This window comes from Sediminibacter sp. Hel_I_10, from assembly GCF_000688335.1.
Taxonomy (GTDB): Bacteria; Bacteroidota; Bacteroidia; order Flavobacteriales; family Flavobacteriaceae; genus Psychroserpens.
Genome location: NZ_JHZX01000001.1, coordinates 3171479 through 3191276 on the forward strand (window position 1 = coordinate 3171479; position 19798 = coordinate 3191276).

15 protein-coding genes are annotated in these 19798 nt (G+C 38.1%); 14 read left to right on the forward strand and 1 reads right to left on the reverse strand.

What is annotated here, in order from left to right:
* Positions 1-80: 80 nt before the first annotated feature.
* The 14 genes from P176_RS0114225 to P176_RS0114290 all read left to right on the forward strand — a co-directional run bounded on the left by P176_RS0114225 (position 81) and on the right by P176_RS0114290 (position 19474).
* Entirely contained in the window at positions 81-3515 is a 3435-nt protein-coding gene (locus P176_RS0114225) for a hypothetical protein (protein WP_026755330.1), read from the forward strand.
* Positions 3516-3570: 55 nt separating this feature from the next.
* The gene (locus P176_RS19545; protein ID WP_037348957.1) at positions 3571-4869 is read left to right on the forward strand and encodes a glycosyl hydrolase family 17 protein; all 1299 of its coding nucleotides are present in this window, start codon (positions 3571-3573) and stop codon (positions 4867-4869) included.
* A gap of 35 nt (positions 4870-4904) precedes the next feature.
* The gene (locus P176_RS0114235; RefSeq protein ID WP_026755331.1) at positions 4905-6410 is read left to right on the forward strand and encodes a glycoside hydrolase family 30 beta sandwich domain-containing protein; all 1506 of its coding nucleotides are present in this window, start codon (positions 4905-4907) and stop codon (positions 6408-6410) included.
* A 33-nt stretch (positions 6411-6443) separates the two neighbouring features.
* On the forward strand, positions 6444-7952 hold the full coding sequence (locus P176_RS0114240) for an MFS transporter (protein WP_026755332.1): 1509 nt from the start codon (positions 6444-6446) through the stop codon (positions 7950-7952).
* A 25-nt stretch (positions 7953-7977) separates the two neighbouring features.
* Positions 7978-8886, forward strand: coding sequence for a glycosyl hydrolase family 17 protein (locus tag P176_RS0114245; RefSeq protein WP_026755333.1), 909 nt, complete (start codon positions 7978-7980; stop codon positions 8884-8886).
* Positions 8887-9280: 394 nt separating this feature from the next.
* A complete protein-coding gene (locus P176_RS20085) occupies positions 9281-10567 on the forward strand; it encodes a T9SS type A sorting domain-containing protein (RefSeq protein WP_051605513.1) in 1287 nt (428 codons plus the stop codon).
* A 68-nt stretch (positions 10568-10635) separates the two neighbouring features.
* Positions 10636-11643: a LacI family DNA-binding transcriptional regulator gene (locus tag P176_RS0114255; protein ID WP_026755334.1), complete on the forward strand. Its 1008-nt coding sequence runs from the start codon at positions 10636-10638 to the stop codon at positions 11641-11643.
* Between the two features lie 99 nt (positions 11644-11742).
* Positions 11743-12765 carry a ligase-associated DNA damage response exonuclease gene (locus P176_RS0114260; protein ID WP_026755335.1) on the forward strand — a complete coding sequence of 341 codons (1023 nt, stop codon included), beginning with the start codon at positions 11743-11745 and terminating at the stop codon, positions 12763-12765.
* Entirely contained in the window at positions 12762-14357 is a 1596-nt protein-coding gene (locus P176_RS0114265; RefSeq protein WP_026755336.1) for an ATP-dependent DNA ligase, read from the forward strand. The genes P176_RS0114260 and P176_RS0114265 overlap by 4 nt, the downstream gene beginning before the upstream one ends.
* On the forward strand, positions 14354-16816 hold the full coding sequence (locus P176_RS0114270) for a ligase-associated DNA damage response DEXH box helicase (protein WP_026755337.1): 2463 nt from the start codon (positions 14354-14356) through the stop codon (positions 16814-16816). The genes P176_RS0114265 and P176_RS0114270 overlap by 4 nt, the downstream gene beginning before the upstream one ends.
* Entirely contained in the window at positions 16813-17460 is a 648-nt protein-coding gene (pdeM, locus tag P176_RS0114275; RefSeq protein WP_026755338.1) for a ligase-associated DNA damage response endonuclease PdeM, read from the forward strand. Before P176_RS0114270 ends, pdeM begins: the two co-directional genes overlap by 4 nt.
* Before the next feature lie 30 nt (positions 17461-17490).
* Positions 17491-18081: a methyltransferase domain-containing protein gene (locus tag P176_RS0114280; protein WP_026755339.1), complete on the forward strand. Its 591-nt coding sequence runs from the start codon at positions 17491-17493 to the stop codon at positions 18079-18081.
* Positions 18082-18163: 82 nt separating this feature from the next.
* Positions 18164-18502: a DUF4870 domain-containing protein gene (locus P176_RS0114285; protein WP_026755340.1), complete on the forward strand. Its 339-nt coding sequence runs from the start codon at positions 18164-18166 to the stop codon at positions 18500-18502.
* Positions 18503-18763: 261 nt separating this feature from the next.
* Positions 18764-19474: a hypothetical protein gene (locus P176_RS0114290; protein ID WP_026755341.1), complete on the forward strand. Its 711-nt coding sequence runs from the start codon at positions 18764-18766 to the stop codon at positions 19472-19474.
* A 51-nt stretch (positions 19475-19525) separates the two neighbouring features.
* Here the strand turns inward: P176_RS0114290 and P176_RS0114295 are convergent, their stop codons facing one another.
* A complete protein-coding gene (locus P176_RS0114295) occupies positions 19526-19756 on the reverse strand; it encodes a hypothetical protein (RefSeq protein WP_026755342.1) in 231 nt (76 codons plus the stop codon).
* Positions 19757-19798: the final 42 nt, after the last annotated feature.

Genomic DNA, 19798 nt, shown 5'->3' on the forward strand with positions numbered 1-19798 from the left:
TCGAGATAGCTCGGCCTTTTTTCAAAATTTTTTTTTGTAAAAAGACACAAGAAAGGTCAATTAATACAACAATTTAGACAATGCAAAGTGAGAAGTCAATAGATTTAAAAAGCGTTACCATTGATAACGAATCCTTTTTCAAGATTACTAATAGCGATCAATTACGACCATTTTTTATGAGCATTGTGAGTGATGCCAATCATTGGTTATTTGTTGCAAGTAATGGCGGTATCTCTGCCGGTCGAAAAAATAGCGAGTATGCCTTTTTTCCATATTATACAGATGATAAGATCACAGAATCTGTTGAAGTTACGGGTAGTAAATCTGTATTCATCGTAGACACTGAAGACGGTAAGAAAACCTGGGAACCTTTTTCCATTCGCAATGCCGGCATTTTTAAGAAAACGCGAAATCTCTATAAAAATAACTTCGGAAATAAGGTCATTTTCGAGGAAGAAAATCATGATCTCAACCTCACCTTCAGATACCAATGGAGTTCAAGCAATACTTACGGTTTTGTAAAAACGGCCACATTGATCAATACCTCAAGCTCAGCGCAGCAGGTTTCTGTACTAGATGGCTTACAGAATATTTTGCCGTTTGGTGTTCCTTCAGAAACACAAATGCGGGTTAGTAATCTTGTAGATGCCTATAAACGTAGCGAACTAGTTAAAGACGCAGGTCTCGGCATTTTTGCATTGAGCGCCATTATAGTTGATAAGGCAGAGCCTAGTGAGGCGCTTAAAGCCAATATCGCATGGTCTTTAGGCTTAGAGAACGCTAAATATTTGGTCTCCTCAAAACAAATTTCCGAGTTTAGAAAAGGGCTTCCTATCACTCAAGAGCTGGATGTTAAAGCAGAAAAAGGTGCTTATTTTATTAATGCGGAAATGAGCTTACCAGCAAACTCTGAAAAGAAATGGATGATTATTGGTAATGTTAATCAAAATCATTCTGCAATCGTAGCGCTCGTAGACGAGATAAAAAACGATAAGCACCTCGGTTCGAAGGTTAAGGCGGATATTGAAAAAGGTACAGAAACCTTGATTAAATTAAATGCCGGTGCAGATGCAATGCAGCTTACGGCAGACCATCTTAGAGATACCAGACACTTCTCGAACACTTTGTTCAATATCATGCGAGGTGGCATTTTTGATCATAATTATCAAATTGAAAGACAAGACTTCAGTACATACATCTCTAAAGCAAATACGAAGGTCTATACTGAAGTAAAAGACATTTTAAATGCACTCCCAGAAACTTTTGACTTATCAAAGCTAAAAGACACAGCAGGCTCAAGTGAGGATTTAGATTTTAAACGACTTTGTTTAGAATATATGCCATTAAAGTTTAGTCGTAGACATGGGGATCCTAGTAGACCTTGGAATAAGTTTTCTATAAACACTACAAATGAAGAGGATGGTTCAAAAATTCTAGATTACGAAGGGAATTGGAGGGACATTTTTCAAAACTGGGAGGCTCTAGCACATGCTTACCCAGAGTTTATTGAAAGTATGATCCATAAATTTTTAAACGCGAGTACCTTTGATGGGTATAACCCTTATCGCGTCACAAAAGATGGTTTTGATTGGGAAACGATCGAGCCAGATGATCCTTGGTCTTACATAGGATATTGGGGTGATCATCAAATTATTTATTTGCTCAAATTTCTTGAGTTTATAGAACACCATAAGCCAGGTAAATTGAAGTCTTATTTTGATGCTTCTATCTTTGTCTATGCCAATGTGCCTTATAGAATTAAGGCTTATGATACTATCTTGAGCAATCCAAAAGACACGATTGATTTTGATATAGATATTCAAAAACAAATAGAGGCAGAGCGTCTTCAGCTTGGTGCAGATGGTACGCTTCTAAAAGCTCGTGATCATTCCATCTATAAAGTCAATTTTATTGAGAAGTTATTAGCCACAGTATTGGCAAAGCTATCCAATTTTATTCCAGAAGGAGGGATTTGGTTAAATACCCAAAGGCCAGAATGGAACGACGCCAATAACGCATTGGTTGGTAATGGTGTATCCATGGTGACCTTGTATTATTTAAGGCGCTTTCTCCATTATTTTCAAAGTATTTTGTCTAATGCCGATGTGCAAAATGTTCATATTTCCGAAGAATTATTGGAGTTTTTCAACGGGGTACATGATGCATTTAAGGAGCATGAGTCGTTATTAAGCGGTGCCTTCAATGACAAGCAGCGTAAAGCAGTTTTAGATCAATTGGGAACTAGTGCCAGTCACTACCGATTGGCGATTTATAAAAATGGGTTTTCCGGTAAAAAGCAAGCCCTAAAATTAGATGATCTTCAAGCTTTAATTACAATAAGCTTAAACTATTTGGACCATTCAATTGAAGCCAATCAAAGAAAAGATAAGTTATATCACGCTTACAATTTGATGACTGTAGCATCAGACAACAGCGTTTCTATATCTTATTTAGAGGAAATGTTAGAGGGTCAGGTAGCGGTGTTGAGTTCCGGTTATTTAGATTCTAAAACAGCCTTAGAGGTGTTGAATGCCATGAAAAACTCTAGATTATTTCGTCCAGATCAATACAGTTATTTACTCTATCCAAATAAGGAACTCCCCGGGTTTATGGTAAAAAACACCATTCCTAAAGAAGCGGTTTCCAAATCACAATTGATAAAACAACTTACAGATCATGGCAACACATCCATTGTAGAAAAGGATGTGCACGGTGATTATCATTTCAATGGAAATTTCAACAACGCCGAGAGTCTGAAACAGGCATTAGCCAAATTGAAAACCTCTCAATTTTCCGATTTAGTTGAACAGGAAACCCCGCTGCTTCTTAGCACTTTTGAAAAGGTGTTTAATCACAAAGCGTTTACAGGCAGATCGGGCACATTTTATGGCTACGAAGGTCTGGGGTCTATTTACTGGCACATGGTATCTAAGTTGCAATATGCAGTGCAAGAAGTGTGCTTAGGTGCTATTAAAGACAAAGAAAGTGATGAGGTAATTGGTAAATTGTTAGAGCATTATTACGAAATAAATGAAGGGATTGGGGTACATAAGTCGCCAGAACTTTACGGGGCTTTCCCAACCGATCCTTATTCTCATACTCCCGCAGGAAAAGGTGCACAACAACCTGGGATGACGGGGCAGGTTAAGGAAGACATCTTATCTCGAATTGGAGAGCTTGGCGTATTTGTTCAAAATGGTCAGATACGCTTCAATCCGTGTCTGTTGAGAACCGATGAATTTTTAAAAACACCTAAAGTATATCACTATACAGATGTTGTTCAAAGCGCTCGCCATATAGAGTTGGAAGCAAATATGTTGGCCTTTACCTATTGCCAAGTACCAGTTATATATGAATTGGGCAATACAACAGGAGTTGAGGTTACGTTTTCAAATTCAGAAACAACAGCCTTTGACACCCTAACCTTAGACGAGGCCATAAGCGCTCATATTTTTAAAAGAAACAATAAAATTAAACAGGTCAAAGTATACGTAACGAAGCAGATTTGTAATTAAAATCAAATTGAGTCTTTTACGCCGTACTCTATTTCAGTCCATAAACCAATCAAAAATGAAGTATTTAAAATCATCACTTATTGTGCTTTTGGCGATGCTCTTTTGTGCGGCATGTAAAGAAGAAGCCAAGGACAAAAACCAGCCAGAAATCGTGAAAAAACCATCAACTATAACCGCAAAGGATATCTTGGGTAATCCAAACTATCATGCCATTTCATTTGGCGCTTACAGAGAGAAAACCTTAGATGTTGAGCCTACATTAGAAGAACTCAAAGACGATATGAAATTACTATCTGCTATGGGGATTAAGGTCATACGTAATTATAAAGTGCATTTACCAGAGGCTACAAACATCTTAAAAGCGATAACCGCATTAAAAAAGGAAGATCCTTCTTTTGAAATGTATGTGATGTTGGGAGCATGGATCGATTGTAAAAATGCGTGGACAGACAAAGCTCCAGATCATAATGTAGAGAGTGAGGCCAATAAGCCTCAAATAGAAAAGGCCGTAGCACTAGCCAACCAATATCCAGATATTGTTAAGGTTATAGCCGTAGGTAATGAGGCTATGGTGAAATGGGCAGAAACCTATTATGTGCAACCAAGTGTTATTTTAAAATGGGTCAACCATCTGCAGGCTCTCAAAAAGGACGATAAACTTCCCAGGGATTTATGGATTACAAGTTCAGATAACTTTGCCTCATGGGGTGGCGGAGATCCCTTGTATCATACTGAAGATTTAACAAAGCTCATTCATGCGGTCGATTTCATTTCGATGCACACCTATCCTATGCATGATACGCACTATAATCCTGCATTTTGGGGTGTTCCTAAATATGAAAAAAACCTATCAGATAAGCAGAAGGTAAAAGCGGCGATGCTGCGCGCTAAAAATTACGCCATCTCACAATATAATGGGGTTAAGAACTACATGGAAAGTCTTGGGGTGAATAAACCAATTCATATAGGAGAAACGGGTTGGGCTTCACATTCTAACGGATTTTATGGTCCTAATGGTTCTAAGGCCTGTGACGAATATAAAGAGGCCTTGTACTATCAACATATGCGAGAATGGACCGATAGCGCAGGTATCTCTTGTTTTTATTTTGAAGCCTTTAATGAGCAATGGAAAGATGCGGCAAACCCTGGAGGCTCAGAAAATCATTTTGGACTCTTTAAAATCAACGGCGAAGCAAAATATGTGCTTTGGGATTTGGTAGATAAAGGCAGATTTGAGGGGTTAACCAGAAATGGAAACCCGATAGTCAAGTCATACAACGGTAATGAAGAACAGCTCATGCAGGATGTTTTGGTTCCGCCTACAGTTCAAGAAATAGCATCGCGATCACATTAGATATAGACGACCAATTCATAAAAAAGGAAAGAGATATGAGACTTACAAAACCGCTTATTGCCATTCTTGTCTTCATGGTTGTCACAAATTGTAAGGAGAACTCAAAAATAGGATCAACTCAAATGAAATTTGAAGTATTTGAAACTTCTGAACGTGGAAATAAACTCGAGAAAGTAACACAGTTTTCTTCGGAAGGAGACTCCGTTTCCATTAAACTAAATCCAGATCAAAAATTCCAGACCATCACGGGGTTTGGCGGTTCATTTACGGAAGCCTCGGCCTCTTTGATCAATCAACTTTCAGAAGCGAAACGCAATGAGGTTTTAGAAGCCTATTTTGGCAAAGACGGTGCGCGATATTCTTTGACAAGAACCCATATGAATTCTTGTGATTTTTCGCTTTCTAATTACTCTTATGCTCCGGTAGAAGGCGATGTCAATCTCGAGCATTTTTCCATAGAGGAAGACCGAGATGATCTTATTCCGATGATTAAGGATGCCATGACCATTTCCGAAGATGGATTTAAGATCATAACCTCACCATGGACGGCTCCACCGTGGATGAAAGATAACAACAGCTATGTTGGCGGAAAACTATTGCCTAAATATTATGACACTTGGGCGCTTTTCTTTTCAAAATATCTGGAAGCTTATAAAGCTGAAGGTATTGAAATCTGGGGATTTACAGTTGAAAATGAGCCTTTAGGCAATTCCAATAATTGGGAAAGTATGCATTTTACGGCAGAAGAGATGACCAATTTTGTGCAGCACCATTTAGGCCCCAAATTAGAAGAAAAAGGCCATGACGCCAAGATTCTAGGCTATGACCAAAATAGGGGAGATGAACTCAAGCACTGGATTGATGTGATGTATGCCGATAAAGCATCTTCAAAATATTACGATGGTACGGCCGTGCACTGGTACGCGAGTACTTATGATTATTTTCCAGAATCTTTAAATTATGCTCATAACGCAGCGCCTGATAAATACCTTATTCAAACCGAAGCCTGCGTAGATTCTGAAATTCCAAAATGGAAAGATGATCAATGGTATTGGTCAAAAGAAGCCACAGATTGGGGATGGGACTGGGCTAGTGAGCAAGAAAAATATCTACATCCAAAATATGCACCGGTAAACCGATATGCAAGAGATATCATTGGCTGCCTTAACAATTGGGTTGATGGTTGGGTAGATTGGAACATGGTGCTCAATAAGCAGGGTGGTCCCAATTGGTTTAAAAACTGGTGTGTAGCTCCGGTAATTGTAGATCCTGAAACCGATGAGGTGTATTATACGCCTATTTTTTACACCATGTCACATTTCAGTAGGTATATAAGACCAGGAGCAGTGAGAATAGGATTAGAAAGCTCTGACGATCAACTCATGGCTACAGCAGCGAAAAATACAGATGGCTCTTATGTGGTTGTGGTATTCAATGAAACTGAAGCTCCCAAACAACTCACAATATCATTAGAGGGACAGTCTGTACAATTACAAATAAGTCAAAAGGCAATTCAAACCATAGTCATTCCTAATAATTAGAGGACAGTAGTCTTCCTTGCTAAATACATTAAAATGAAAAAAGAAGTCACACCGCTAGAAGATAGAGTGCCCTTAGGCCAGAAACTTTCATTTGGTGCCGGGCATTTGGTACTCAATTTACTGCCAGGATCCTTGGGCATATTTATGTTCTTTTTGCTAACTGCTTTTGGTATGGACCCCTTTTTGGCGGGGCTACTTGGCGGACTTCCAAGAATTTTTGATGCGATTACAGATCCAATTATGGGTTTTATATCAGACAATACGAAGTCGCGTTTTGGTAGAAGACGACCCTATATTTTTGTGGGTGCTATTTTAAGTGGTGTTTTATTTGCAGTATTATGGCAGTTAGATCCTGATAACTCTCAGCACTACAATTTTTGGTACTTTTTAATACTATCAATGGTGTTTTTAATAGGAAATACCATGTTCGCGACGCCACTCATTGGATTAGGGTACGAAATGACCTCAGATTATAATGAGCGTACACGGCTAATGGCATTTTCTCAAGTGTTAGGACAAGTAGCCTGGATGATTGTCCCTTGGTTTTGGGTCATCATAGCATCACCTGATATTTTACCAATTTCTGCGGAAGAGACTGCAAGAATTGCTCAGTTAGGCCTTGGAGACGAAGAAACCGCAAAAATGACATTGCAGTCACTTCAAGCTAATGGTGTTCGAAAACTTTCGGTAATTGTTGGTGTGATCTGTATTGTGCTTGGTCTTTTGCCAGCGATTTTCTGTAGAGGTATAGATTCTGCTCGTATGGAAAACCGAAAGAAAATCACTTTTAAAACGCTTTGGTCAAATATCAAGGATTTGGGCGAAGGGATTAAACAGGTTTCTAAAAGCAAACCATTTATGAAATTGTGTGGCGCTACATTTTTAGTATTTAATGGATTTCAACTTGTAGCCTCATTTAGCTTCTTTATAATCGTCTTTTATATGTTTGATGGAGATTATGGAGCCGCTGGTAATTGGCCAGCTTGGTTCTCAACAGTAACAGCCTTGGTGACCGCTTTTTTAGTGATCCCTATAATTTCTTGGATGTCTGATCTTTGGGGCAAAAGAACTGCTTTTATTGTGTCTACCTTTATTTCTATAATTGGTTACGTGCTAAAATGGTGGGGCTTTGATCCTGATAATCCTTGGTTAATCTTTATGCCAATCCCGTTTATGGCATTTGGTCTAGGAGGTCTGTTTACCTTAATGATGAGTATGACGGCAGATGTATGTGATTTGGATGAATTAGAAAATGGGATGCCTCGAAAAGAGGGCACCTTTGGTGCGATCTACTGGTGGATGGTCAAATTGGGACAGGCGCTCGCATTGGTTTTAGGAGGTTTGGTACTTAAATTGGTTGGTTTTAATCAAGACGCTGTCACACAAACAGCGGAAACAATGACTAATCTTAGAATCGCAGATATTATTATTCCAGCAGCTACAGCAGGTGTTGCTATTATAGTGATGTGGAGATATAGTCTAAATGAAGATCGCGCAAGAGAGATCAAGACCGAATTGGTAAAAAGACGCGGAAGACTATAATATTCAAATTTAAACCCATACAACAATGTCATTTAGAAGAGCTAACGATTATGTTTTAGAGCATGTAGATTATTCAGAACATGCAGGAATAGATACTAGTAATTATTCAGAAACTGAGCTTAAAGATCTTTGGCGGGCCACATTAAAAAACGGGATGCATGGTCTTTGCTTTAGTATGTATGAAGATGGCCAAACACCAGGAGATACTATTACAGAAGCTCAAGTAGAACGGCGCATTAAAATTATTAAGCCTTACACCAAATGGGTGAGATCTTTTTCGTGTATAGAGGGTAATGAACACATTCCTAGAATTGCAAAACAACAAGGATTGAAGACTTTGGTTGGAGCTTGGCTTAGCGGTGATAAGGACGATAATGAAAAAGAGATTGCGGGTTTAATAGAATTAGGTAAAGCCGGTGTCGTCGATATTGCAGCTGTAGGTAACGAAGTGCTTTATAGAAATGATTTAACGCTTGAAGAATTATTAGAATACATCAAACGCGTAAAAGAAGCCCTTCCAAACGTGACCGTTGGGTATGTAGATGCGTATTATGAATTTACAGTGCATCCAGAGTTGGTAGATGCGAGTGATGTGGTTTTAGCCAACTGCTACCCCTACTGGGAAAGTTGCCATATCGATCATGCCCTTACTCATATGCAACACATGTATGCGCAAGCCATAGATGCAGCCAAAGGAAAAAAGGTGATCATTACAGAAACAGGCTGGCCTAGTGAAGGCGGGAGTTTGGGTGGTGCAATGTCTTCTGGGGAAAATGCAATGCGTTATTTTATAAACACACAAAAGTGGTCCTCAAATGATCAGATCGATGTGTTCTATTTTTCATCTTTTGATGAATCTTGGAAAACCGGAGACGAAGGCGACGTCGGCGCATTTTGGGGACTTTGGGATAAACATGAAAAATTGAAGTTTTAAACTCATTTTAACTTAGAAAACTCATGATTTTATGAATCAAAAAAGAAATACTAAGATCATCACAAAATCTAAGATTTGCAGTTTTAAGTCTAAATCAAACGAAATTTTCAACTAAAACGTTTTCGTTTTACTATACAAACTACTAATTGACTACAACATTACCCATACAATATTGTATTAAACTGATGATGAGACTCTAATGGAAAAGCGTCTCGTGACCTTAAAAATAAGGGTCTGATCGTTATAAATTGATGATATCATCATTATTTGTGAGAATGTATGTATTTTGTAGCGGTATATTTTGCGTATTTATCAAAAAATGAGTATTATATTTGTGAATATCGAAAAATTAAATATTTCAGATTCAATTATTAATAATTAAACTTTAACAAACATGAAAAAAATTACATTACTCACTTTTTTACTGGTTACTACTTTTACATTTAGCCAATCCTTTCCGCTTGATTTTGAAGACGTCGAAGATGACGCCTGGACAGGATTTGATATAACTTCCGTAGCTGTAGTAACAGATCCTACTGATTCTGGTAATATGGTATTGGAATTAGTTGGTTCTGGTATTTTTTACGATGGGGCCATAATGGAACTTGACACTTATATCGATTTATCCGATGATGCTAACAACACTATTACGTTTGAATTTTGGTCTGCAAGTGATGAGGAGAGAACACATTTATTAAAATTTGAAGGAGGACCGGCTGGTGCACAGGTAGAGTTAGAGTTCAATAGCAATGTGACCGGCTGGCAAACTATAAATGTTGATTTTGGACCAGGGTTAAGTGCAGAGTACACTAAAATAGTTTTCTTTCCAGATTTTGCGAGTGAACAAACTGGCACTTATTATGTAGATGATGTTGATGGACCCAATGGCGAAGTTATACCTGGAGAGGAATTTCCTAGCGTAGCGGCTCCGGTGCCACCTGCGAGAGATCCGGCAGAAGTAGTGTCTATATTTAGTGGTGCTTACGAGAACATTTCAGTCAATACATTTGATACAGATTGGTGTCCGGCATCTACTACAGAGATTGAGATTGATGGTAACGCAACAAAGCAAGTTGTTAATCTTGGTTGTGAGGGTGTTGATTTTCAATCAGGACGTTTTGATGCCACAGGGTTTTCAACGTTTCATATAGACTTTTTTACGTTTTCAGACACTGAAGATCAAAGTTTTAATGTAAAATTCTCCAACTGGAATGGAGGAAATGGGGAAGCTAATGCTATTGAATACTCAATAACAAACGCTAATTTCTTAACAGCACCAAACCCTGGGACTTGGTATTCTGTTGATATTCCGCTTGATGATTTTACTGCAATTACTAATGCAGACAGAAATGATCTAGTACAATTTGTTATTACCTCTAGTTTAGGAACTGTCTTTTATGACAATCTTTATATGCATAATAACACAACGCTTAATAATACTCAATTTACAGCAGTTGATTTCAAAGTTTTTCCAAACCCAACAACTAATGTATGGACTCTTAATTCTTCAAAGGAGGTTGCTCAAGTACAAGTGTTTGATGTTCTTGGAAAAAGCGTGATGACCTTAAGCCCTAATGCTAAAAATGTAGAGCTTGATGCGTCAACTCTAAATAAAGGAATCTATTTTGCAACTATTCAAACCAGCAATGGTTCAGAAAGTGTGAAATTGATTAAAAACTAAATTAATCGTTTTTATAAAACTAAAAGAGTGTATTTTTATCCAATACACTCTTTTTTTATTTTTGGGATATGGTCACATTAAAACATTTAGCAGAACAATTGAACGTTTCGGTATCTACAGTGTCAAAGGCGCTGCACAATAGTGAGGAAATAAGTCCAGATACTATAGAGCGTGTTAAAGCACTTGCAAAACATCTTAATTATAAACCCAACAAGCTCGCCGTAAGTCTTAAAAATAGTAAGAGTTATACTATTGGTGTTATTATTCCAAATATCCTTAATCACTTTTTCGCGAAGGCTTTATACGCAATCGAGATGGAGGCCACCAAGCAGGGTTACAATATTATTACCTGCGTGTCTAATGAGTTAAAATCTAAAGAGGAAAATAGTCTACAATTGTTATCTAACGGCAGTGTGGATGGATTCATCATGTCTCTCGCCGAGGAAACTCAAATTGTAGATAAAATAGAGCATATTAGTGATATCCTAAAACAGGATATTCCTGTGGTGCTTTTTGATCGGGTTTCTGATCAGCTCAATTGTGATAAAGTCATCATTGACGATTTTGGTGCTGCTTACGAGGCAACTAACCATCTCATTTCCGAAGGACGCAAACACATTGCTTTAATTGGTAATATAGAAGATTTAAGTGTTGGTAAACTAAGAACCAATGGTTATTTAAAAGCCATCGAAGCAGCCTCTGATTATAGTAATGAACCTACCGTTTTAAGTATTAAAAAAAATGAATCTATAGAAACTCAAATTGAGAACCTGCTCATACACACTCCAGATATAGATGGTATTATTGCTATAGATAATGTCTCTGGTGTCATCATGTTGCAAAAAGCGCTTAAACTAAATCGCGCTGTACCTAAAAATTTATCGATCATTGGGTTTTCAGATGAGAACGTGCTTCAGTTTACAGATCCTAAACTGTCCAGTGTCTCACAGCATACTTTGGATATTGGTAAAACAGCAGTTGGTTTATTATTGAACAGAATCAACAATAAAGATTATAGAGAAACCACCACAAAGACCATTAAGACCCAATTGATATTAAGGGAAACAACTTTGTAATTTTGTTTGTACGTTATCCATTAAAATAAGATTCCTATTCCAATTTCCATTTCAGCAGCTTTTAAAATAGCCTTATCTTAGTAAGAAAGTTTTAAGCTCTTGAAATTAATTAAATTCACAAAAAAAGGAATTTACTGCATTCCTGGTAAATTCTATCTAGATCCATGGTTTCCTGTTGATTTGGCCATCATTTCGCATGGTCATGCAGATCATGCCAAATGGGGTATGAAACACTACTTGTGCCAAGACGATTCTAAAGCGATCCTCAAGCATCGCATAGGTCCAGAAATATCCATAGAAAGCTTACCCTACAATGTTGAAAAAAGTATCAACGGTGTGAAGGTTAGTTTTTTTCCTGCTGGGCATATCATTGGCTCCGCTCAAATCAAACTAGAGTACAAAGGGTATGTCGTGGTTTTCTCTGGAGATTACAAAGTGAAAAATGATGATCTTACCACCGCTTTTGAGCCTGTAAAATGTCATGAGTTTATTACAGAAAGTACTTTTGGGCTGCCTATTTACAATTGGCAAAAAGAAGAAGACATCCAACAGCAAATGCGAAGTTGGGTGCTTAATAACCAATCCAAAAACAGAACAAGCGTCTTTATTGGGTATTCTTTGGGTAAGGCCCAACGCATTATGAAATTAATGGATGGGCTTGATGAGATATACGTGCACAGCGCCATTTATAATATCAACGAAGCCATACAGTCCTCAGGTATAGAATTACCTAAAACGAAACGATGGACGGTAGATCTAGACAAGAAAGCGATTCAAAATAAAATTATCATTGTTCCTCCTGCCTTGTTGGGCTCTAATATGATTAAGAAAATCCCTAATGCTGCAACCGCCATCTGTTCTGGATGGATGCAAATACGGGGCAATAAACGATGGCAATCTGTAGATGCGGGTTTTCCAGTGAGTGACCATGCCGATTGGAATGGATTGCTTTCCGCAGTAAAAGCTACCGAAGCAGAGAAAGTATATGTAACGCATGGATCTCAAGCGATTTTTTCAAAATATTTAAATGAAATCGGTATTTATTCCGAAGAAGTTAAAACCGAATATGGCTCAAATGAAGAAGATACTGTTGATGATGCCAATACCAAAAAAGACTCATGAAACATTTTTCTAAATTGATTAGTGCGGTTGAGATTACCAACAAAACCAATGATAAGATTGCTGCTTTTGTAGAGTATTTTAAAACCGCACCAGATAAGGATAAACTTTGGCTCATCGCTATTTTTACAGGGAAACGTCCCAAGCGCCCGGTTAAAACTACTTTGATGAAACAATGGTGCATGGAGATTACCAATATCCCAGAATGGCTGTTTTTAGAAAGTTATAGTACCGTTGGGGACTTAGGCGAAACCATGTCCCTGCTATTGCCAGAACCATCCCATACCATTGATAAATCCTTTAGTGAGTGGATGCAGGATATCGTAGCACTAAAATCTCAATCAGATGCCCAAAAAGAAGCGTTTATCCGTAACGCTTGGTCTGGTCTAGATGTTCAAGAGCGGCTCATCTTTAATAAACTCATAGGAGGAAGCTTTAGAGTGGGCGTCTCTAAAAAAACATTGGTCAATGCCTTAGCCAAATTTTCGGGAATTGAGGCCAACCAGCTCATGCACAGTATTATTGGTAATTGGCAAATTAGTGACATCACGTTTGATGAACTCCTAAGAGGGGAACATATTAATTATGACAACTCAAAACCTTATCCTTTTTGCTTAGCATATGCTCTAGAAAAGGAGTTGGAAGAACTTGGCGCTGTTCAAGACTGGCAAGTAGAGTATAAATGGGACGGTATTAGGGGGCAAATTGTGAAACGAAACAACGAGATATTTATATGGTCTAGAGGAGAGGAATTGGTGACAGAGCAATTTCCAGAATTGGTAGAGGCCATCGCAAAGTTGCCTGGTGATTTTGTAATTGATGGCGAAATTTTAGCGTTGAAGGACAATGCCATCCTATTATTTAACGATTTACAAAAACGCTTAAACCGAAAAAACGTCACTAAAAACTTGTTGCAAGACGTGCCCATTGGCTTTTACGTTTATGATATGATGGAGTGGCAAAACACCGATATTCGTGAGAAACCTTTGTCCTACCGAAGATCTCTTTTAGAAGAGCTATTTGATAAGTCGGCAACAAACAATAAAACATTATTTTTATCTGAAATTTTAACGGTAGATCACTGGCAAGATCTTATTCCTATTCGTGCCGAAGCCAGATCTAAAGACAGCGAAGGTTTGATGTTAAAACGGAAGCAGTCTCCTTATCACACTGGAAGGAAAAAAGGCGACTGGTGGAAATGGAAAGTAGATCCGTTGACCATTGATGCTGTAATGATCTATGCCCAAAAGGGAAGTGGCCGAAGGAGTTCGCATTATACCGATTATACTTTTGCCGTAAAAAAAGACGATGGTTTGGTTACGGTCGCAAAAGCGTATTCTGGTTTAACTAATGAGGAAATAAAAGAGGTGAGCAGATTTGTAAAGCAAAATTCTATTGAGAAATTTGGACCGGTGAGAACGGTAAAGCCAGAGTTGGTGTTCGAGATTGCTTTTGAGGGCATAGCTTTGAGCAATAGACATAAATCTGGCGTCGCGCTTCGTTTTCCAAGAATCTCCAGATGGCGAAAAGATAAACCCGTAGATGAAATTGATACCATAGAGAGCGTTAAACAATTGATCCATTCTCCAAATTGAGCAAGGCATTTCAAAATTCTGAAGGGCATCGCATCATTTTAGATTGGATGGACTCAAAAGGAAACAAACCCTTTAAATTTCAAGAGCAAACTTGGGCAAAATACCATAGCGGACATAGCGGGATGGTTATTGCACCAACAGGTTTTGGCAAGACATTTTCGGTGTTTTTGGCCGTAGTGATTGATTATCTCAATAAACCAGAGCATTATAAAAAAGGGATTAAGCTGTTGTGGGTAAGTCCGTTGCGGTCCTTAGCCAAGGATTTGGCAAAAGCCATGTCTGTTGCGGTAGCCGAAATTGGCCTCGACTGGGAAGTTGCCGTTAGAAATGGAGATACACCAACAAAGATACGGCGGCAACAAGAGCGCTTAATGCCAGATGTGCTTATTGTAACTCCAGAAACCCTACACTTGCTATTCTCACAAAAGAACAATTCCAGATGGTTTAAATCGATTAGATGTGTTGCCGTAGATGAATGGCACGAACTTATAGGAAATAAACGAGGGATTTTAGTAGAGCTGGCACTAGCTAGATTGCTTCACATTTCCGAAGCATTACGCATTTGGGGTATTACGGCTACCATTGGTAACCTTGAAGAAGCAGCCAAGGTATTGATGCCCTATCCCAATTTAAAGACCGTTATGATTACGGCAAAGGAGAATAAAAAAATCAAGGTCATCCCTGTGCTACCAGATGAGGTAGAGGTATTGCCGTGGGCAGGACATTTGGGCAGGAGTATGGCCGATAAGATTATTCCCATCATCCATCAAAATAACACGACCCTTATTTTTACAAATACCAGAGGACAATCAGAATTGTGGTATCAGATTATTTTAGAGGCAGATCCAGATTTAGCCGGTTTACTGGCCATCCACCATGGTTCTATTGATAAAAAACTGAGAAATTGGATAGAAAATAGCATTTCCGAAGGCATTTTAAAAGCAGTGGTTTGTACATCATCTTTAGATTTAGGTGTAGATTTTAAACCTGTAGACTGCGTCATTCAAATTGGGTCGGCAAAAGGGGTAGCGCGGTTTATGCAACGTGCTGGACGTAGCGGACATTCGCCTTACGAACTGTCTAAAATTTACATCATTCCAACCCATTCCTTAGAAATTGTTGAGGCCGCTGCTTTAAAGGAGGCTGTGCAATTGAGACGCGTAGAGGCGAGACAACCCATGGTACTAACCTTTGATGTCATGGTGCAGTTTATGGTCACCTTGGCCGTGGGAGAGGGATTTAAAGCCGATGAGGTTTTACATCTCTTAAGAAGTACTCATGCTTTTGGGATGATGACCGATGATGAATTTGCTTGGGCCATCCAGTTCATCACTCAAGGCGGAAACACCTTAAAGTCTTACGAAGAATTCCATAAAGTGTTTAAGGATGATGACGGATTTTACAAGGTGAAATCAAGACGTATTGCCATGCTGCACCGCATGAATATTGGTGCCATTGTAAGCGAGGCTATGCTGAGAGTAAAGTTTCTGTCTGGTGGTTATGTGGGGATGATTGAAGAATATTTTATCACCAAATTAAAACCAAACGATAGCTTTGTACTTGCTGGGCGTATGTTGGAGTTGGTGCACATCAAGGATATGACCGCCTATGTTAAAATCAGTAAGGCAAAAAAAGCCATTACGCCAAGTTGGTTGGGAGGTAGGCTGCCTTTGACTTCCTACATGAGTCATTTACTTCGTAAAAAATTATCAGATGCCATGAATCCAGGGACTCGTGAAAAAGAGCTCAAATTTTTACATCCCTTAATTGCGAGACAAAGTCAATATTCCCACATTCCGAGAGAAGATGAGTTTCTTGTGGAGATCATTACAACAAAAGAAGGATTTCATATGTTTATGTATCCCTTTGAGGGGCGATTGGTGCATGAGGTAATTTCTGCATTGATGGCATATCGCATAAGTAAAATTAAGCCCTTGACCTTTACAATAGCCATGAACGATTACGGATTTGAGTTATTGAGCGATCAGGAGTTTCCGTCAGATGATCAAACTATTGAAAGCTTATTGAGTAAGGAACATTTAATGGACGATGTTATTGCAAGTATTAATGCTGCGGAAATGGCCTCACGGAAATTTCGGGATATTGCAGTTATTTCTGGATTGGTGGTACAAACCATGCCGGGCGCTAATCGAAATAATAAAAGTCTGCAATCGTCTTCAGGATTGATTTTTAGAGTGCTTGAAGATAATGAACCCAATAATTTACTGTTACGTCAAGCCTATGCTGAGGTGTTTGATCAGCAGTTGGAAGAAGTAAGACTCAAGGAGGCTTTTGAAAGAATTAATAATGGAAAGCTGGTGATTAAGAGATCGGATGCTTTTACGCCCTTGAGTTTCCCAATAAAAGTAGATAGTTTGAGACAGAGTTTGAGCAGTGAGAAATTAGATAAACGTATCGCGCGTATACAGAATGACGTCTATAGAAAACACAAGAAATGACCTTTACCGAGAAACCTATTGAACTCAAAAATGAGACGTTGATCTTAAATAATCTTCGGGCCATGTTTTGGCCTAAACAGAATGCTTTAATCGTTTCTGACCTTCATATTGGTAAATCGGCGCATTTTAGGCGTCACGGCATTCCTGTTTCTGTAGATGTACAGCGTAAGGATTTGGATCGATTGTCTTTTTTGGTATCGCACTACCAAGCCAAGCAATTAATAGTGGTTGGAGATCTGTTTCATGCAGAAGTCAACACCGATATGGATTTATTTAAGCGCTGGCGTGATAAGGAAACTGATCTAGAAATTTTGCTCATTAAAGGCAATCATGACAGGTTGAAAGCTGAGGTTTATGAGGGGTTTAAAATTAATTGCTGCCAAGATCAATGGGATATGGCGCCATTTCGGTTTGTTCATGAGCCAAAATTGTTATCAGATCGGTTTGTGATCTCTGGCCATATTCATCCAGGAGTCGAAATAAAGTCTAGAGGTAGACCAAGATTACGGTTGCCCTGCTTTCAAGTGTCTGCTTCGCAACTCATTTTGCCGGCCTTTAGTGAATTTACAGGTTTGGCAACCTCAAAAGTTAAAAAGAACCAGATATTTCATGCGTTTACAGAAACGGCCTTCTTTGAGTTTTGACAGCAATTAATTATACGTTTTAATGGTATTATGGAAGAGTTATCAGCACATTATTGGGAGCAAAGGTATCAATCTGGGGATATTGGTTGGGATTTAGGAACCATCTCAACACCCTTAAAAACGTACATTGACCAATTGAAAGATCCCTCATTGTCTATACTAATCCCTGGTGGCGGAAACGCTTATGAAGCGGAGTATCTTCATCGGCAAGGTTTTAAAAATGTGCATGTGGTTGATGTTTCTAAGACTGCTTTAGACAATGTCTCAAAACGATTTACAGAGTTTCCAAAAGACCAATTATGGCATGCTAATTTTTTTGATTTAAGTCTAGAGCTAAAGTTTGACTTAGTTTTAGAACAGACCTTTTTTTGTGCTTTAGACCCCAAATTAAGATTAGACTATGTGTCTCAAATGCATCAACTCTTAAAGCCTAAAGGTAAAATTGTTGGCGTACTTTTTAATTTGCCTTTACACAAGGATCGGCCCCCTTTTGGTGGAAATGAGGAGGAATATAAAAGATTATTCGAAAATAAATTTGAGATCGATGTGATGAGTCCTTGCTACAATTCAGAAGAGGGGCGAAAGGGTAAGGAGCTATTTATCAAATTGCTAAAGCGTTAAATTGCATGGATTTTTAGAAAAAGTTTGTAACAAAACTTAAAAATTTGCGTCCTATAGATGTTAATCAAAAAAATCAAAACTCATGCGACAAGATAACCAACTCATAGTATTAACCCATCTCAGCCAACTACTTACCTTTTTAACTGGCTTTGGAGGGCTTATAGTGCCCTTGATCATTTGGGCAAGTCAAAAAGATAATGTGTATCAAATGGATGAACAAGGCAAACGCATCCTTAATTTTCAGATCAGTTTAGTGTTGTGGGCCATCATTTGTGTTCCCTTGATATTAGCTTTAGGACTGGGTATTGTAGGATTGATCATTCTAGGTCTTGTATCGTTTATCTATCCTATCATTAATGCCATAAAGGCCAGCCACGGCGAAACTCCAACATATCCTTTATCTCTTAATTTTATTAGTTAGTTATTTTATAAAGAGATAGGAAAAACGCTCACCTAAAAAGGTGGGCGTTTTGTGTATTATAGAATTCGATTATAAAATGTGTCTTTTTGCCTGAACGTCAAATACAAGAAGAACTTCAGATTGAAGCAATTGAATAGCTTCAAAAGTTTCATTTTTATTGAAAGCATGTTATCAAGTTATTCTTCTGTCAATTTGTAAATTTTAATACTAATCTTTTGGTTTTAATTGGGTTGTGTTTTATTTTTATGTAAAAAATTGACTATGATTGCGAGAACTAACATTGAAGAAAAGTTGCGTGAGCGGCGTTCCCGGCAGCTAGAACGGGATAGTGTAGAAGAGATGCTGGCTAAATTAATTGCAGATGCTAAAGAGGAGCATCGTATTGAAAATGTGTTACAATCGGGAGGCACTGAGGTTAATAATCCCTTTGATATCGATTTGTTAGAGTCAGATAAAGTGTATCATATTGATAGCATTAAAACCATCTGTATCGATTATAGATTGCGTTTTTTAGATTCTAAATATTTCAAAAATGAATTTCCTGAAGAAGCCATTTCAAAAATAAAAGCACTTGAGGAAGCTCACAATATTAAATTGGCGGGATTTAAGGTGATGGCACCTTCTAAGTTATTTAGATTAGAAAATCCTGACGACCCCTTATTATTTGCACCAATAGGAAATGGATATTACTACTTGATCCATAAGTGGGGAAGAGATCTTAGTCCACTTAGAAAGCTATCGGTACTTCCATTCAAAAACTTAGACAACTTAATGTTCTCAACCTTTATGGTGAGTCTTTTAATCACTTATCTGTACAGTTTTACTTTAGCCGATAATGACCAATTTATGAGTCACGTGTTATTATTGTTCTTATTCTTATTTAAATCTGTAATTGCAGTGGTTATTTTTTATGCCATTCCAAGAGGGAAAAATGTGAATGAAGCGATTTGGGACAGTAAATACAACAAATAAGACAAACTATTGTAACTAAAAAAAAAAGCAACTCGTTAGAGTTGCTTTTTTTTATGAGTTATGACCAATATGATCTATTTCAGATGTTTGTTTCTTTGAGGTCCATTTGAGTCCATATTTAAAAAGTACAAAAGCAAAAGTTCCAGCCATAAGAACTGCGGATATGATCTCATAGGTTGGCTCTTTTCGTCCAATAATAAGACTTATGACGTTGCCAATTATACTAAGGATACACAAGATGCCCAATAAAAAGAAGACATATGCTAAAATCTTTTTTCCCATTGCGACGCATTCACGACTAGTTTCTTTGAAAAATAGCGTTGC

Coding starts and splice junctions, on each gene's coding strand:
- P176_RS0114225 (WP_026755330.1), top strand. CDS start 81: ATGCAAAGTGAGAAGTCAATAGATTTAAAAAGCGTTACCATTGATAAC.
- P176_RS19545 (WP_037348957.1), top strand. CDS start 3,571: ATGAAGTATTTAAAATCATCACTTATTGTGCTTTTGGCGATGCTCTTT.
- P176_RS0114235 (WP_026755331.1), top strand. CDS start 4,905: ATGAGACTTACAAAACCGCTTATTGCCATTCTTGTCTTCATGGTTGTC.
- P176_RS0114240 (WP_026755332.1), top strand. CDS start 6,444: ATGAAAAAAGAAGTCACACCGCTAGAAGATAGAGTGCCCTTAGGCCAG.
- P176_RS0114245 (WP_026755333.1), top strand. CDS start 7,978: ATGTCATTTAGAAGAGCTAACGATTATGTTTTAGAGCATGTAGATTAT.
- P176_RS20085 (WP_051605513.1), top strand. CDS start 9,281: ATGAAAAAAATTACATTACTCACTTTTTTACTGGTTACTACTTTTACA.
- P176_RS0114255 (WP_026755334.1), top strand. CDS start 10,636: ATGGTCACATTAAAACATTTAGCAGAACAATTGAACGTTTCGGTATCT.
- P176_RS0114265 (WP_026755336.1), top strand. CDS start 12,762: ATGAAACATTTTTCTAAATTGATTAGTGCGGTTGAGATTACCAACAAA.
- pdeM (WP_026755338.1), top strand. CDS start 16,813: ATGACCTTTACCGAGAAACCTATTGAACTCAAAAATGAGACGTTGATC.
- P176_RS0114280 (WP_026755339.1), top strand. CDS start 17,491: ATGGAAGAGTTATCAGCACATTATTGGGAGCAAAGGTATCAATCTGGG.
- P176_RS0114285 (WP_026755340.1), top strand. CDS start 18,164: ATGCGACAAGATAACCAACTCATAGTATTAACCCATCTCAGCCAACTA.
- P176_RS0114290 (WP_026755341.1), top strand. CDS start 18,764: ATGATTGCGAGAACTAACATTGAAGAAAAGTTGCGTGAGCGGCGTTCC.
- P176_RS0114295 (WP_026755342.1), bottom strand. CDS start 19,756: ATGGGAAAAAAGATTTTAGCATATGTCTTCTTTTTATTGGGCATCTTG.